The 14,678-nt window shown below is 69.3% G+C and carries 14 protein-coding genes; 3 read left to right on the forward strand and 11 right to left on the reverse strand.

Annotation, left to right across the window (positions count from 1 at the left end):
• Positions 1 to 58 precede the first annotated feature (58 nt).
• The 3 genes from CV1CTNOD_RS05820 to CV1CTNOD_RS05825 all read right to left on the reverse strand — a co-directional run bounded on the left by CV1CTNOD_RS05820 (position 59) and on the right by CV1CTNOD_RS05825 (position 3,842).
• The gene (locus CV1CTNOD_RS05820; RefSeq protein WP_207386216.1) at positions 59 to 1,483 is read right to left on the reverse strand and encodes an HsdM family class I SAM-dependent methyltransferase; all 1,425 of its coding nucleotides are present in this window, start codon (positions 1,481 to 1,483) and stop codon (positions 59 to 61) included.
• Positions 1,484 to 1,541: 58 nt separating this feature from the next.
• Positions 1,542 to 2,192: a type I restriction enzyme HsdR N-terminal domain-containing protein gene (locus tag CV1CTNOD_RS25450; protein WP_207386217.1), complete on the reverse strand. Its 651-nt coding sequence runs from the start codon at positions 2,190 to 2,192 to the stop codon at positions 1,542 to 1,544.
• A 186-nt stretch (positions 2,193 to 2,378) separates the two neighbouring features.
• Complete coding sequence (locus tag CV1CTNOD_RS05825) at positions 2,379 to 3,842, reverse strand: 8-oxoguanine deaminase (protein ID WP_431607078.1); 1,464 nt, start codon at positions 3,840 to 3,842, stop codon at positions 2,379 to 2,381.
• A gap of 158 nt (positions 3,843 to 4,000) precedes the next feature.
• On the opposite strand from CV1CTNOD_RS05825, the gene CV1CTNOD_RS05830 reads away from it, so the two are divergent.
• On the forward strand, positions 4,001 to 4,825 hold the full coding sequence (locus tag CV1CTNOD_RS05830; RefSeq protein ID WP_347402898.1) for a TrmH family RNA methyltransferase: 825 nt from the start codon (positions 4,001 to 4,003) through the stop codon (positions 4,823 to 4,825).
• 126 nt (positions 4,826 to 4,951) lie between these two features.
• On the opposite strand, the gene speB is transcribed toward CV1CTNOD_RS05830, so the two are convergent.
• The 3 genes from speB to CV1CTNOD_RS05845 all read right to left on the reverse strand — a co-directional run bounded on the left by speB (position 4,952) and on the right by CV1CTNOD_RS05845 (position 7,688).
• Complete coding sequence (gene speB, locus CV1CTNOD_RS05835; RefSeq protein WP_131785146.1) at positions 4,952 to 6,124, reverse strand: agmatinase; 1,173 nt, start codon at positions 6,122 to 6,124, stop codon at positions 4,952 to 4,954.
• Positions 6,125 to 6,293: 169 nt separating this feature from the next.
• Positions 6,294 to 6,845 carry a hypothetical protein gene (locus CV1CTNOD_RS05840; RefSeq protein ID WP_131785147.1) on the reverse strand — a complete coding sequence of 184 codons (552 nt, stop codon included), beginning with the start codon at positions 6,843 to 6,845 and terminating at the stop codon, positions 6,294 to 6,296.
• A gap of 525 nt (positions 6,846 to 7,370) precedes the next feature.
• Positions 7,371 to 7,688: a hypothetical protein gene (locus CV1CTNOD_RS05845; RefSeq protein WP_131785148.1), complete on the reverse strand. Its 318-nt coding sequence runs from the start codon at positions 7,686 to 7,688 to the stop codon at positions 7,371 to 7,373.
• On the opposite strand from CV1CTNOD_RS05845, the gene CV1CTNOD_RS05850 reads away from it, so the two are divergent.
• Both CV1CTNOD_RS05850 and CV1CTNOD_RS05855 read left to right on the forward strand, forming a co-directional pair.
• Complete coding sequence (locus CV1CTNOD_RS05850; protein WP_131785149.1) at positions 7,681 to 8,319, forward strand: hypothetical protein; 639 nt, start codon at positions 7,681 to 7,683, stop codon at positions 8,317 to 8,319. The two genes, CV1CTNOD_RS05845 and CV1CTNOD_RS05850, sit on opposite strands and share 8 nt — an antisense overlap.
• Positions 8,320 to 8,649: 330 nt before the next feature.
• Complete coding sequence (locus CV1CTNOD_RS05855) at positions 8,650 to 9,990, forward strand: ABC transporter substrate-binding protein (protein ID WP_131785182.1); 1,341 nt, start codon at positions 8,650 to 8,652, stop codon at positions 9,988 to 9,990.
• A gap of 95 nt (positions 9,991 to 10,085) precedes the next feature.
• On the opposite strand, the gene CV1CTNOD_RS05860 is transcribed toward CV1CTNOD_RS05855, so the two are convergent.
• Genes CV1CTNOD_RS05860 through CV1CTNOD_RS05880 form a run of 5 tightly spaced genes read right to left on the reverse strand, consistent with a single transcriptional unit; the run spans position 10,086 to position 14,436 of the window.
• On the reverse strand, positions 10,086 to 10,778 hold the full coding sequence (locus CV1CTNOD_RS05860) for an ATP-binding cassette domain-containing protein (protein ID WP_131785150.1): 693 nt from the start codon (positions 10,776 to 10,778) through the stop codon (positions 10,086 to 10,088).
• Complete coding sequence (locus CV1CTNOD_RS05865) at positions 10,775 to 11,539, reverse strand: ABC transporter ATP-binding protein (RefSeq protein ID WP_131785151.1); 765 nt, start codon at positions 11,537 to 11,539, stop codon at positions 10,775 to 10,777. Before CV1CTNOD_RS05865 ends, CV1CTNOD_RS05860 begins: the two co-directional genes overlap by 4 nt.
• A 13-nt stretch (positions 11,540 to 11,552) precedes the next feature.
• Positions 11,553 to 13,724, reverse strand: a complete 2,172-nt coding sequence (locus tag CV1CTNOD_RS05870; protein ID WP_131785152.1) for an ABC transporter permease — start codon at positions 13,722 to 13,724, stop codon at positions 11,553 to 11,555.
• On the reverse strand, positions 13,721 to 13,906 hold the full coding sequence (locus tag CV1CTNOD_RS05875) for a hypothetical protein (protein WP_131785153.1): 186 nt from the start codon (positions 13,904 to 13,906) through the stop codon (positions 13,721 to 13,723). The genes CV1CTNOD_RS05870 and CV1CTNOD_RS05875 overlap by 4 nt, the downstream gene beginning before the upstream one ends.
• Positions 13,903 to 14,436: a hypothetical protein gene (locus CV1CTNOD_RS05880; RefSeq protein ID WP_131785154.1), complete on the reverse strand. Its 534-nt coding sequence runs from the start codon at positions 14,434 to 14,436 to the stop codon at positions 13,903 to 13,905. Before CV1CTNOD_RS05880 ends, CV1CTNOD_RS05875 begins: the two co-directional genes overlap by 4 nt.
• Positions 14,437 to 14,678: the final 242 nt, after the last annotated feature.

Here is a 14,678-nt window from a genome sequence, read left to right on the forward strand (position 1 = left end):
CCGACGTCGACGGCCAGCGCACGGAAGCAGCGGTAGCCGAACGCCTCAAGCCGCGTGATCATCGGGGCAGGCCCGGCTCGGGGTAGCTCGCCCGGAACTTACGGTAGGCTTCGGCAATCCTCGGCAGGTCGTTGTCGACGAGCTTTTCCCGCCGACGGAGCACTCGGATCTGCTCTCGCCCACCGATCCTGATGCGTTCCTTTTCCTCCTTCATGGTGAAGACTATTTCTCCGTCCGGCTGGCGCACGTACACGTCGTTCCCGCGTCGGTCGACACCGACCTTCTCGGCGACCGCCATGAACACCGGATAGTCCTGGCTGGTCCCGCCGATCTGGTCAATCCCTTCCCCGAGCCGCTCCTGTTCGGTCTTCTTCAGGAACAGCAAGGTTGTCAGAATGTTGACGTTGGCGTCGACGATGAACGTCTCGACGGGCAGCTCGACGCTGGCCAGTACCCAGCACCGGTCGAGAATCCACTGGCGGATCGCCTCGTCGGCTGGGCCGGGGTTCGACAGGATCCCGTTCGGCAGGACGATCCCGATCCGCCCACCGGGGCGCACCCACTCCACGGCCCGCTGGATGAAGAGCTGCTCCGGCGCCATCGGCGGCGGCGTGTCCCGGACGGTGGCGACCCGCTTGCCCGTCGCCCTGTCCCGCGACCAGGTCCGCGCCACACCGTGGTTCTCTTCGTAGTGCGCCAGAATCTCCGGGTCGATGATCTTGATGTCCGAACCGAACGGCGGGTTTGCCATCAGCACGTCGACCTTCGACGGTGTTTCAGGCAAGTCGAGCGGAATCCTGACCCGGGCCCTGGCGACGTCATCGAGATGCCCCCGTGGAAAGGCGAGCGAGTCCATGTGGAAGATGTTCCCATCGCGCTCGCCCGCGGTGAGAACCATGATGTTCGCGCTGGTCGCCCGAACCAGGAACGGGTCAAAGTCGGCTCCGAACAGGTGTTTCTCGGCATACGCCCGCAGCCGGCGCTGATGGGCGTCAAGCTGTTCATCGGTGTCCGGCAGCCCCGTCGTGCCATCGTCCTCCTGCCAGCGGTGCAGCAGGTGCGCGAGGGTTTCCCGAAGGAACCCGCCAGTCCCGCATGCCGGGTCGAGAACGGTCTCGTGCTCCTGCGGATCCAGGATCTCGACCATCAGCTTCACGGCACCGCGCGGGGTGAAATACTGCCCGCGGTCCCCGCGCAGGTTCGTGCCGACCAGCTCCTGGTAGGCGATCCCCTTCGCGTCGATGTCGGTCGCGGACAGGTCGTACGGCGCCAGCTCGCTCACCAGGAAGGCGAGCGCGCGGTCGGAGAGCGCTATCTCGTCGCGGGCCGTGAAAAGCGACGAGTAATCGCGCTTCACATCGTCGAACAGGCCGAGAATCCGTCGGCGGATCTTCGCCCGGCCATCCGAGGTGTACGGCTCGTCCGGGTACGTGAAGAACCGTGGCGGGACGCGGTGACCGCGGCTGGCCTGCTCGTCGTGCATCTTGGCGAACAGCAGGTAGAGGAACTGTCAGAAAGCGGCGTCCTTCGGCATGCCCTCATTACCGTGGATGTAGTTGTGACAGCGCCGGAAGCTGGTCCTCAGCTTGGACGCCTCGCCGCGGCGCAGCCGGGCCGTGGAGGCGACCAACCGACCGGCTGCCGACCGACTCGTCCGCCAGCGGCCAGTCGGCCCGGGGCTCGAAGTTCACCCCGAACCGATGCACGTCCTTGTACAGGAAGAACAGGTCGTGGTCGTTCGTCCACAGGCCGTACCGTAGTTGCGGGAGGTCCTCGTAGCCCATGAGCTCCTGGAGCTCGTCCAAGTCCTTCTGGGCCTGCTCGTGCGAGCGAATCTTGGCGACCTTGGTCGTCTTCGGCTCGAGCTTGCATACGACCACCCGCCGCAGGTTCTCCACGGTGTGCGATGCCTCATGCGCGAAGACCGCGATGTCGGCCTTCCGGACCCGCCGGCGCTCCGCGCCGGCCCCGGCGGGGATCGGGAAGTCGGGCTGCATGTCATCGACGGCGATGCCGTACTCGTGGAAGAGCGCCCGGGCGACCCGCTGTCGCACCTTCTCCTTCTCGGTCTGCTTGACCGGCCGGCCGGTGATGTAGTCGAAGATCTCGTCCTCGGCGATCGACTCCAGCGGGGCGTCCGGGTCGGGAGCGCCGCTCTCGACCTCGTCGGTGTTCGCCACAGCCCGCTCCACCAGCACCGCTCCTCGCTTCGCCGCACCACCAGGCCCGTCGATCCGCAGGCCGCCCGCCGATAGTACGGTTCGACACCGCCCGCGATCGTCCGGGACGCTTCCTCGTTCTGCCGGCCCCGTTTCCCTTCCGTGGCATCTGCGGGGCTCGGCGGATCCGGTCCGGCTCCGGGCCCGGTCCGCCGGGGGTCAGGGGTTTCGCTGGATGGCTGTGGCGATCGTCCGGTGCCGGCGCAGCATGTCGTCGAGGTCGGGGTGGACGGGGGCGCCGTTTTCCACCACGGTCCTGCCGGCGACGACCGTGTGCCGGGCGGCGACCGGGCCGCAGCGCAGCCACGCCTCCACCGGGTCGGACAGCGCCCCGGCGAAAGCGATCCCGTCCAGCGGCCAGACGACCAGGTCACCGGCCGCGCCAGCGGACAGCTCGCCGATCTCGCCGGTCCGTCCGAGGCAGGCGGCGCCGCCGCGGGTGGCGATCTCGAGGGCGTCCCGGGCGGACATGGCGCCCGCCCCGCCCCGCAGCCGCCCGAGCAACATCGCCGTGCGCGCCTCAAGCCACAGCGAGGCGGCGTCCGCCGAGGAGGAGCCGTCACAGCCGAGCCCGACCGGCGCGCCGGCGGCCCGCAGCTGCGCGACCGGCGCCAGCCCGCCCCCGAGAATCATGTTGCTGCTCGGGCAGTGGGCGACCCCCGTGCCCCAGGCCCCCAGCTGTGCCACTTCGGCGGCGTTCGGGCAGATGCAGTGGGCGACCCAGGCGCGGTCACCGCCCCAGCCGAGGTCACGGAAGTGCTCGATCGGACGCCGGCCGTAGGTCGCCAGGCAGTAGTCATCCTCCTGCGGGTCCTCTGCGAGATGGGTGTGCAGCCGCACGTCGAGGCGCTCGGCGAGCTCGGCGGTGGCCCGCATCAGCTCGGGGCTGACGGAGAACGGCGAACAGGGCGCCAGCGCGATCCGTACCATCGCGCCGTGGGAGGGGTCGTGGTGGGCGGCGACGAGGGCCGCCGAGTCCGCGAGGATGTCGTCGGGATCCTGGACGACGGAATCCGGCGGCAGCCCGCCGTCCTTCACCGACAGTGACATCGACCCGCGGGTCGGATGGAAGCGCATCCCAAGCTCGCGGGCGGCAGCTATCTCGGCCGAGATCAGGTCCCCGCCGCCGCGCGGATGGACATACAGGTGGTCGGTGGTGGTCGTACAGCCACCCAGCGCGAGCTCGGTCAGGCCGACGTAGGCGGAGACGTGCACGGCCTCCTCGTCCAGGCGCGCCCACAACGGATAGAGCGTCCGCAGCCAGGTGAACAGCGAACCGGACACCGACGGCGCGTACGACCGGGTGAGGTTCTGGAAGATGTGATGGTGGGTGTTCACCAGGCCGGGGGTGACCAGGCAGCCGGTCGCGTCCAACGTCCGCCGGGCCGGCGGGAGCGGGTCGGCGGACGTCCCGACCGCGCTGACCAGGCCGCCGGTTATCGCGACCCAGCCGCCGGGCAGCTCCCGGCGCCGCCCGTCGACGGTGGCCACCAGTTCGGCGCCGTGTACGAGCAGGTCGACCGGGTGCGCGCCGCGTGCCGTCGCGGCCACCGCGATGCCGGCGACAGCGCCGCCGCCGCTGGTGCCCCTGCCGTTGACGGATGCCGGGATGCGCGCGGTCATGGGCACCGATTCTGCTGCCTCCTGTGCCGCTCCGCGGTTTCGCCGCCGCGTCAGCATGGTGTCGACTGCCGTGACTGCCGTGACTGCCGTGACTGCCGTGACTGCCGTGATGGACGCGTCCTGCGGGGTACGCGGCCTGGCTGGGAGATGGGAGCGGATTGGACGTCATAGAGATCGACGATCCCGCGGACGAGCGGGTCCGCGACTACATCGGGCTGACCGACGTGGCCCTGCGGCGGCGGCGGGAACCAGCCGAGGGCCTGTTCATCGCCGAGGGCGAGATGGTCATCGAACGGGCCCGGCGCGCTGGTTACCGTCCGCGATCGTTGCTGGTCGGGCCGTCAAAGGTCGCAACCGTCCCAGCCGATCTGGAGCCGGGTGTCCCCGTCTACCTCGCCGGTCCGGACGTGCTCGCCACGATCACCGGGTTCCAGGTGCACCGCGGGGCGCTCGCGTCGATGTGCCGCCGCCCGCTGACCCCGGTGGCGGATGTTCTGGCCACGGCGAGGCGGGTGCTGGTCTGCGAGGACATCGTGAGCCACACCAACCTGGGCGCGATATTCCGGTCGGCGGCCGGGCTCGGGATGGACGCGGTCCTGCTCAGCCCCTCCTGTGCCGACCCGCTGTACCGGCGGTCGGTGCGGGTGTCGATGGGGGAGGTGTTCGCCGTCCCGTATGCGCGTCTCGATCCGTGGCCGGCGGCGTTGTCCCTGCTGGTGGACTGTGGCTTCGTGCTGGTCGCGCTCACACCGTCCGCCGCCGTGCCGCTCGGCGAGCTCGCGGCAGGTCCAGGTGACCGGCTGGCGCTGCTGCTCGGTTCGGAAGGCCCCGGTCTGACCCGGGCCACCCTGGCCGCGGCCACCACCCGGGTACGGATTCCGATGGCGCACGGCGTGGACTCCCTCAACGTCGCCGCCACCGCGGCGATCGCCTGCTACGTGCTGGGTTCCTCGAGGCCGCCGGGCGCGCGAACAGAAGCATGATTGTTTACTCTTCGGCCGGGGCTGAGCTTCTCGGGGCCTGCCGGTCACCGGTGGTGCGGAGATGGGGCCTGCCAGTCACCGATGGTGCGGCGATGTCCGGGTCGATGCCGTCGGCCGGGTGGTTTGTTATGGGCGTTCCTGACGCGGGTCGCGTCCGGGCAGGTCGGGGACGCCGCCCGCGGCGGCGCGCCGGTGGTGGGCGAGGGCGGCGAACACCTCGAGTGCGATCCGGTGGGCGTTGTTGACGGTGTTGTCGGCATGGTCGTATGGGGGTGCGACCTCCACGATGTCCGCGGCGACCAGCGGGGTGTCCAGAGCGATCCGCCGGACGGCGCGCAGCAGGTCCGCGGGGGTCATGCCGCCCGGTTCCGGCGTCCCGGTGCCGGGCGCGAAGCCGGGATCGAGCACGTCGATGTCCACGGACAGGTACAGCGCCCGGCAGCCGTCCACGGCCCGGGCGATCGCGTCGGTGACGACCGCGCGTGATCCACGTTCCCAGACCTCGTCCATCAGGTGCCAGTGCATGTCCTGTTTGCGCATCCAGGCGAACACGTCCGGCGGCGGCCAGTAGCCGCGAAGCCCCACCTGGACGAAGTTGCGCCCGCGTACCGCCCCGGATTCGATCAGCCGGCGCATCGGCGTCCCGTGCGAGGCGAGGTTGCCGTCGACGATGTCGGCGGTGTCGGCGTGCGCGTCGAAGTGCAGCAGGCCGAGTTCTCCCCAGCCGACCGCTTCGGCGACCCCGGACGCCGCCGGCCAGGTGATGGAGTGGTCACCGCCGATGATCACAGGGATGATCCCGAGGCTCGCCACGCCGCCGACCTTCGCGCGGATGTTGCGGTGCGACGCCTCGGTCTGCCCGGTCGGGCAACGGGCGTCCCCGGCGTCCACCACGTCCAGCCAGTCGAAGATCTCGATGCCGAGGTCGAGATGGTAGGTGCCGGGTTCGTAGGCGAGCGCGCGCAGTGCCCGTGGGCCGAAGCGTGCGCCCGGTCGGTGTGTGGTCCCGATGTCGAATGGCGCGCCGATCACCGCGACGTCCGGACGGCGGGCCGCGAGATCGTCGAGCGCCGGCATCCACGGGCGGTGACAGAACGTTGCCAGCCCCTCGTATCCGGGCGCATCGTCGGCGGAGACCGGCGTCTGGGATGCCGGTGCCGTGGAGGCCGGCGCTGGGGAGACCGACGCTGCGGACATCGGTACCGGGGATACCGGTCCTGTGGGGGGCTGGACGTCATGTGCCCGCACCTGGGCAGCGTCCCCGCCGCGCCGGGCGAGCGGGTCGACCGGACCTGCCATCGCTCCTCCTCGCCCGCGCGATTTCCGTCCGGGATTTAACGTAGGGTGAAACTATTATCACTAATTGCATGCCCGCACTGTTGCGACGGCGCCTTCGGCCATCCTCCACCGAGCGGGATGAAAGGGCGGAGGCCGGGGCGAAAGCCCATTTTAGATCTTCGATCCGAAATCATTCCGCGGTGCGGATGCGAACCGCGTCCTCCTCTGGCGCGCCTGCCGGCCGGGTCTCGTCGCGGCCGCGGCTACGACCGCCGACGGGCCCACGCGCGACAAGCTCGCCCGTCGTCACGTTGCGCACGCCCTCGTCGTCGGTGAGCAGGGTCGGTGAATCATCCGGGTTCCTTTCGCCGTCAAGGCTCAGCGGCCGCTCGACAGCGTCGTCGATCGAGGCGTACACGTCGAATTCCAGGACCTCACCGGACTCCAGCCGCGCCGCCTCGGTATATGGGTCCGGTTCGGGCTGCTCCTGGGCGAGCAGCGAGTCCAGCGACTCGCCGATGCGTTGTTCCTGGGCGGTCGTACCGAAGCGCTCACCCGCGCTGAAGCGGTCCGGAGGATCCCAGCCGTCATCGAGCGGGTCGAAACCGCGGTCGGTCGAGCCCAGGCCGTCACTGTCGAGACTCTCGGACTGCTCAAGCGGACTTCCGTACGTGTTGACGTAGACGCTGTAGAAGTAATCGATGTCGACACTGTTGTCGCCGTCCGGGATCGGCTGCGTCATCGCTGCCTCCTGATTGGATCAAAGCTCTCAGGATCTGTCCGGCCGATCCTCAATCACAAGGGACGGACCATGGCGGCCGGTCTTGTCCTTCGTGGCCATTCCCTTGATGGCCCGCGGCTAACGCGCGCATAGCCGGCCACCGGGGCGACACGGTTCCGCGCCGGTCGTTCGCGGGGAGCGCCGGAGCCGCCACGGTCGGACGGCAAGCATCGAAGTCGACCCACCCTGTTTGCAACCCCATGTTCGATGGCGTATAGCGTTCATGTTCGTGTCTACTGTCGCGGACCGCATTCTTGAGCGGCTGGCAAGGGTTCCGGCCGGCCTGGACGACGGACAGTTGGCGGAAGCACTAGAGTTGCGCCGCCAGACCGTGAACCAGGTCTGTCGGCGCTTGTCGGACAATGGGCGTTTGCACCGCGCGCCGGGTCCGAACGGTCGCATCGTCAACCGCCTGTTGCCGCAGCACGACGCCTACCCCAGACCCACCTCGGCGCAGCCGGACGAACAGGCCCGGCCGGCTGTCGATCATGGATCCCAGGAGAGCAGCCCGGTCACGGTTGCCGCCGGGTCCGATGATCGTTCAGATGCCGGTCTGGCTGCCCCGCCGAAACTGGCACCGGCACCGGCACCGGCACCGGCACCGAAACCGGCACCGGCACCGGCACCGAAACCGGCACCGGCACCGAAACCGGCACCGGCACCGAAACCGGCACCGGCACCGAAACCGGCACCGGCACCGGCACCGGCACCGAAGCCGGAGCAGGCCGCGAGGGCACCCCGCGCGTCCCGCAGGAAGGCCGCGGCGCCCGCGGCGTCCACAGTGTCGGCTGCGCCCGTGGCCACATCCGGTGGGCAGCCGGCCGCGGACCAGGGCGTGCGGCAGCCGCCGGCGGCTGTGGGGGTGACGAAGACGGCACAGCCGTCGAGTGAGATTTCACCCCCCGCGGAGGAGACTGTCCGGACGCCGTCTGCCTCCCCGGCCGGCGAGAGCGGGCTCGCCGAGGAGGCCGGCGCGGTCGAGGCGGTCGAGCAGGCAGCGCCGGCTGCGGCACCACCTGCTCAGGATCCTGTGCCGGCCGGGACGCAGACCGCGGCCGTCGAGGTTCCGGCGGGTGGGACGTCCGTGGTGGCGCAGGCCGCGGGGCACGCCGAAGCTCGCGAACCTGTCGCAGCCGAGCCGCCCGCGGCCGGTGGTGGTCAGGAACCGCCCGTGGCCGGTGGTGACCAGGAGTTGCCCGTGGTGGCGGCGGTGCCGTCCGCCGCCGCGTCGGCGTCCGGTGCCGAGGTCTCCGGCGGTGAAGCGTCCGGTGTCGAAGTGCCCGGTGGTGAAGCCTCCGGCGATGTGTCGGCCGACTCCGGGAGTGGCGAGAATGAGATCGTCGGGGAGCACGACATGCGGGTGTCACCACATCCCACCCCTTCGGTGTCGCACCGGCGGTGGTGGCGCCGGTTTCGGGTACGCCAGGGCCATTGATCCGGGGAGTTGGCCGGGGTCGGTCGCCGTGGTGGCCGGTGACACCCAGGCCGTTCCTTGAACAGGCGCACGCGGTGACGTTGAACGGGCGTCACGCAGGTGACCGGCCCGTTCCTTGAGCGGGCCTCATGCAGGTGACGTTGTCCGGACAGCTATGGTGCCGGTGGTGATGGAGCGGGTCTGTGGGCACACCAGCCGAACGGATGCTCCTCAGCGGCCGTTGACGATCAGGAAGCGCTGGGCCCGCGCTTGTCGGGAGCGCGACGCGCGGGGCCCCAGCCGGCGCAATAGCGTCTTGGGTAACCAACGATCCCGGGGGAGAGCATGCCCATACGAGCGAGGTCGCTCGTCGTCATAGCCGCGCTGTCCGTGTTTGCGCTTTCGGCCTGCGGGAGCAGGGTGAACGACTCGGGCACACCGTCTGGCAGCCCCACCCAGGGCGGTGGGGTGAACACTGCGTCGGATACCGGCGTGACGGCGAACGACATCAAAATCGGTGTGATCGTCGGTCTGACGAGCCCGCTGGGGCCTGAGACGTTCTCCGGTTCCCTGTACGGCGCGAAGGCGTACTTCGACGCGCTCAACGCCGCCGGCGGAGTCAACGGCCGCAAGGTCACAGTCGTCCAGTGCGACGATCACGGCAGTGGGCCGGACAATTCAGCCTGTGTGCGCAAGCTCGTCGACGACGAGAAGGTCTTCGCCCTGGCCGGGGTGTCGGCGTTCGACTACGCCGGAGCGCCGTACCTGAACTCCAAGGGCGTGCCGGACGTCGGGGGCCAGCCGACCAGCAATGCCTACGACCAGTACCCGCATCTCTATTCGATCTATGGCAGTTATTATCCGCGTGACGGAAAGCGAGCAGGCTACGACGGAAAGCTCTACGCCGGCACCGAGAACTACAGGTGGCTCAAGGACAACCTGAGTACCAGGGTTGCCGGGGTCGTGTATTACAACGTCGCGCCGTCCCAGCGCTATGCACAGTCGGTTGCTGACGGTCTGCGCCATGAGGGGTACACGGTCGTCGAAAAAGAGATCAACTACTTCGCCCCGAACTTCGACGCCGCCGTACTGGACATGAAGGCCCGCGGGGCCGATGTGATCTTCGACGCGATGGAGGACAACGGCAACCTGTCCCTGTGCAAGTCGATGCAGGCCCAGGGGCTCACCGTCAAGGCGAAAGTGACCACGTCACAGGGGTGGACCGACACCTTCGGGAAGACCTTCGCGGACACGCCCGGCTGCCGTAACACCACCTACGCGATCAGTACGACCCGTAACTACAACGACACGAACTACCCTGCGGTGGCCAGGTTCCGTGCGGACATGGCGAAGTACCAGCCCGCACGCGAGGGCAAGCTGAGCATATGGACCCTTGAGGGCTATGCGTCCGCCCTCTGGCTCACCGACGCGATGAAGTCGTGTGATGCCGACCTCACCCGCGTATGCGTCGAGAAGTATCTGAACCGTCCGCAGGATTACAACGGTGATGATTTGCTGACCGCACGCAACTTCACGAAGCTTGCGACTCCGCCGGATTCCGACACCAACTGCATCAACGTCGCCAAGTGGGAGGATTCGGCGGGCGGTGGCAAGGGTGGTTGGGCAACCCGGGTCACGGACATGAACACCAACTGCTTCACCGTCCCGAACCTGCCATACCCGGCTGAGTGAAGGCCCGGTGAAGGCTGAGTGAACCTGCTGCCCGGCCGGTGGATGTGACTACCGGCCGGGCCAGCCTGAGCGGCTCGACCGGCGCCGGGGGACGCTCAGACCGGTTCGGCGGCGGACACGGTCGTCGGGTGCAGCTCCGCGGGATCCCCGACGAACGAACACTCGCCTCGGTGCAGGACGTAGACGACGTCGGCGAGCCCGAGCGCGTCCTTGGTGTACTGGTCGGCGAGAACCACCGTCGTCCCGCCGAGGGCGACCGTTGCCAGCCAGGCGAACAGCTCGCTGGCAACCTTGGGCGACAGGCCGAGTGACAGCTCGTCGACCAGCAGCACCTTGGGCCGAGCCAGCAGGGCACGGGCCAGGGCGAGCATGCGCCGCTCACCTCCGGACAGCGTCCCGGCCCGTTGGGCAAGCCGTTCGTGCAGCCGGGGAAACGCCTCCAGCGCCGGCGAGATGTTCCGCTGCCCGATTGCCTCCACCACCACCTGCAGGTTCTCGCGCACGGTGAGGGTTGCGAACACCGCACGTTCGTCCGGGACGAGCATCAGACCCGAGCGGGCCCGGTCCAGGGCCGACATCCTGGTGATTGTCCTGCCCCGCCAGGCCAGGGATCCCGATCGCAGCGGTAACACGCCGGCGAGTACCCGCAACGTGGTGCTCTTACCCGCGCCGTTGACCCCGAGCAGCGCGGTGACCTTCCCTGTGGGAACCGTCAGATCGAGCCCGTGCAGGACCTCGATGGTTCCGTAACCGGCACGTGCCCCGGTCAGTACCAGTTCAGCGCTCATGCCAGCGGCCCCTGCGCGAGATAGACAGCCCGGACGGTCGGATCATCACGGACGACAGCCGGTGCACCCTCGGCGACGATACGACCACCGACCATCGCGTACACCTGGTCGGTGACGGAGAAGACCAGCTCGACGTCGTGGTCCACGAGCAGGATGCCGACCCCTTCGACGGCGACCCGCCGCAGCAGCCCGGACAGCCGTTCGGTCTCCTGCCCGTCCAGCCCGCTGGCCGGCTCGTCGAGCAACAGGACGTCGGGACGGGCGCACAGGGCGCGGGCGAGCTCGACCAGGCGCAGCGCTCCGGTCGGCAGCGTTCCCGTGGTCGTGTCGGCGATGCCTGCGAGGTCGAGGGATTCCAGGGTGCGGGTCACCACCCGCCGGCTGCGGGCACTGCCGTGTGGCGCGAGCCCCAGCAACCCGCCGGCGTAGTCGCGGTGCCTGTTCTCGGCACCGACCAGCAGGTTGTCCATGACCGTCATGCTGGTGAACAACGACGGTACCTGGAAGGTCTGGACGAGACCGTAGCGTGCCCGGACGTCCGGGCGCATCCGGGTGATGTTGCGGCCACCGAGGACGACCCTGCCGCTGTCGGGCTTTTCCACGCCGGTGAGCAGGCTGAACAGCGTCGACTTGCCGGCTCCGTTCGGTCCGATCAACCCGGTGACCTTACCGGGCGCGACAGTGATGTCGACGTTGTCGACCGCGGTGAGCCCCCCGTAGCGGCGCACCAGACCATGGCCGGTGAGTTCCGCGCGGCTCATGGTGCCCTTCCGCTCATGGTGCCTTCCCGGGGGTGTGCGCGACCTGCCGTACCCGGGTGAGCAGCGCCTCTCCGAAGGGCGTCAGGGTGGGGGCGCCCGCACCACCGGCCGGACGCCGGTATGCCACGGACGTGACGGAGGTGAGTGGGGTGGAGACAACGAGTGTTCTGGATGCGGCGGATGTGGTGGATGTGGTGGAACGTGCCTGGGTGGACGCTGCGGCAGCGGTCCGGACGGTGTCCGCGCCCGCGCCTGTGCTCGCTGACCCGACCCGGCCCGGTTCGGTCAGGTCCTCGACGATCCGGTTACCCAACTCGGCCACCAGGTGACGGACGGCGGACGCGAGACCGCCGGGCAGCCAGCCCAACGTCAGCGCCAGGATGCCCACGGCCAGGGTGGCCGAGCCGGCGGGGGCGAGGGTGTCGATGGTGACGATGAAGCCGGCCGCGACCACCGCGCCCGCGGCGCTGTCGGCTCCGAAGACGACGACCGCAGTGAACCAGAGCAGGCTGTTCAGCGGGGAGAAGGTGTCGGCGTCGAACGAGGCGTAGCCGAGCATCAGCAGGGCGCCACCCAGGCCGGCCACCGCGGCCGAGACGGTGAAGGACAGCAGCTTGAGGTTGCGCACGTCGACGCCTACCGCGGCCGCACCCTCGGTGTGGTCACGCACGGCCAGCAGCGCCCGCCCGAGACGTCCCTCGTGGAGGTTACGTACGACGAGCAGACCCAGCCCCAGACAGGCCAGTTCGACGACGTAGAACCAGCGGTCGGACAGCGTGTGCCCGGCGATGGACAGCGGCGTGACGTGCAGTCCCGAGACGAACGTCTGCTGCTGGAAGACGAAGCGGGACACGACCGCTCCGACCGCGAACGTGGTGAGGGCGAGCGCCAGCCCGCGTCGCCGGATGGCGGGGTAGCCGGTGAGCAGGCCTATCGGGGCGACCAGCAGCGCGCCGAGCAGCAACGCGACAAGGCTTGGCAGCGGGGGGAGCCCGAACAGGTCACCGGCGGCGAGCTTGGCGGACAATAGCGCACCGAGCCCGGCGTAGCCGGCGACACCGAGGGAGACCTGTCCGCTGTAACCGGTGACGATCACCAGGGACAGGAAGATCAGGGCGAGAGCCGGCACGGCGAACGCGTCGCGCAGGTCGGTGGGGGCGAAAGTGAGCGGAGCCGACAGCAGCACGGCACCGCCGAACTTCCCGAGGATGTCCCGGCGCTGGTCGGTGAGGCTCGCCCGGCCTGCCTGCGGTGCCCCGCGGCTGGAGAACCGGCCGGTGGAACCCGCGTCCCCGCCGAGTTCGCGTAGCCGGGGGACCAGCAGCAGCAGGACCAGAAGCGCGGCCACGAACAGGTTGGACTGCACAGCGAGGTACAAGGCGCTGAATTCACCGGTCACCTGGAACTGGCTCAGCTCGCTCTGCAGGATCCCGATGGCCAGGGCGGTCAGCACCGCACCTGGCAGGCTGGCCAGCCGGGCGGCTACGACCACCGCGAACGTCTCCAGCACCAGCAGGGTGAGTCCGTACGGGGTGAGCTGCAGGCGGGGCGCGAGCAGGATGCCGGTGAAGCCGGCGAGGGTGGTGCCGACGGCCCATCCGGCCGCGGCGACCTGGTCGGCCGGAATGGCGGACAGCTCGGCGAGCTGGCGGTCGTCGACCACAGCCCTTACCTGCCTGCCGAAGCGTGTACGGGTGGTGACCAGGCCGAGGGTCACGCATACGGCGACGACCAGGGCGAGTTCGGCGAGCGCGTCGACGCCGATGCGGCTGCCCCCCGGCAGCGGGACGGTTCGTTCGGGGAACAGGCTCGGTGCGTCGTTGCGGGACCCCAGGCCCCAGATCCCGGCCGTCATACCGACGGTGAGCACGAGCACGCCCAGGCTCACCACCAGGGACTCGGCCGCGGACGCGCGCCGGCGGGCCAGCGGGCGGAAGACGAACCGCTCGAGCACGATGCCGATCAATGGCGAAATGACCACGAGAGAGAGCACCGCGGCGGTCTGGACAGGAAGTTTCCAATCGACGACCATCGCGCGGAAGATGTAGGCAACCAGGGCTGCGATGCCGCCCTGGGCGATGTTGAGGACACCATTGGTCCGGTAGGTCACGAGCAGGCCGATGCCAGAAAGCGCGGCGATCGCGCCGATGGAGATCCCAGCGAATGCCAGATCGATGCTTCTCACCGCGGATGCTCCCGCAGCAGCCCGGGGACCTGGGCCGCCGGCAGCGCGAAAGAAACATGATCGCGCTGCCTTTGGCCCTGTGCCAGCCAGGAGACCTGGGCCGCCGGCAGCGCGAAAGAAACATGATCGTGCTGCCTTTGGCCTTGCGGCGGCCCGGGGACCTCAGCCCGTCCGCGTCTCACGCGTCAATCTTTGGTTCGCAGATCGTGCAGGGTGTCAGGCCGCGAGCGGCGATCTGATCCGGGTCCACGGGCTGTGCCGGCTTGCTGGCGATCATTTCGCAGGTGCGGCGGTGGTAGGTCCGACCGGCGGGCACCGCGAACAGGCTGCCGTCGTCGTGGCTGCCCGCCGCCGGCTCCGTCGCCGCCGCGGGGATGGAGGACACAGGGGCGGAGGCTGCGGCAACGATCAGCGTGTGCAGTTCGTCGACCTGGCGGTCCAGGCGTCCCCGTCCTTTGGAGGCGGCATCGATCTGGTCGGCTATCAACAGGGCACTGCCGAGGAAGACGAGCGCGAGCCCGCCGAGTCCGCCGGAGGCGAAGTAGGGGAGCTGACGCCCGGGATCGGTTTCCGCGGACACACCCAGGTAACAACCGAACAGCAGGACGCCGCCCGCGACCGCCACGACCCAGCCGCGCACAGCACGTACCATGTCGACGACCACTCGAGACGTCGGCCGGGGGTGCTGTCCGCCCGCAGGCTGTTTGTCCACCCTGTGTCTCTCCCCCAAAGGCGCTGCGGCTGTGGCGACTACCGTGTTCGACACGCGTCGGTTCCGGCACAGCCGGCCTGCCTCGATCAGCGTAGGTCAGCTTAGTGCCCAGCATGGATGCGTGCTGCATCGGCTGTGCCGAGGGTGCTCGTGATGGATGGTTGGTTCGTGATGTCAGGTGCCTTATGCGGGCACTTTCACACGGCTGCAGGACCTTTCGTCAGGTCAACGGACGACGTCAC

The sequence above is a fragment of the Protofrankia symbiont of Coriaria ruscifolia genome (assembly GCF_900634745.1).
Taxonomy (GTDB): Bacteria; Actinomycetota; Actinomycetes; order Frankiales; family Frankiaceae; genus Protofrankia; species Protofrankia californiensis.

Bases quoted from the DNA above. Each gene is read 5' to 3' on its own strand.
- CV1CTNOD_RS05825 (WP_431607078.1), bottom strand. From the start codon at position 3,842: ATGACCGCGCGCATCCCGGCATCCGTCAACGGCAGGGGCACCAGCGGC.
- CV1CTNOD_RS05820 (WP_207386216.1), bottom strand. From the start codon at position 1,483: ATGCACGACGAGCAGGCCAGCCGCGGTCACCGCGTCCCGCCACGGTTC.
- CV1CTNOD_RS05860 (WP_131785150.1), bottom strand. From the start codon at position 10,778: ATGAGCGCTGAACTGGTACTGACCGGGGCACGTGCCGGTTACGGAACC.
- CV1CTNOD_RS05840 (WP_131785147.1), bottom strand. From the start codon at position 6,845: ATGACGCAGCCGATCCCGGACGGCGACAACAGTGTCGACATCGATTAC.
- speB (WP_131785146.1), bottom strand. From the start codon at position 6,124: ATGGCAGGTCCGGTCGACCCGCTCGCCCGGCGCGGCGGGGACGCTGCC.
- CV1CTNOD_RS05865 (WP_131785151.1), bottom strand. From the start codon at position 11,539: ATGAGCCGCGCGGAACTCACCGGCCATGGTCTGGTGCGCCGCTACGGG.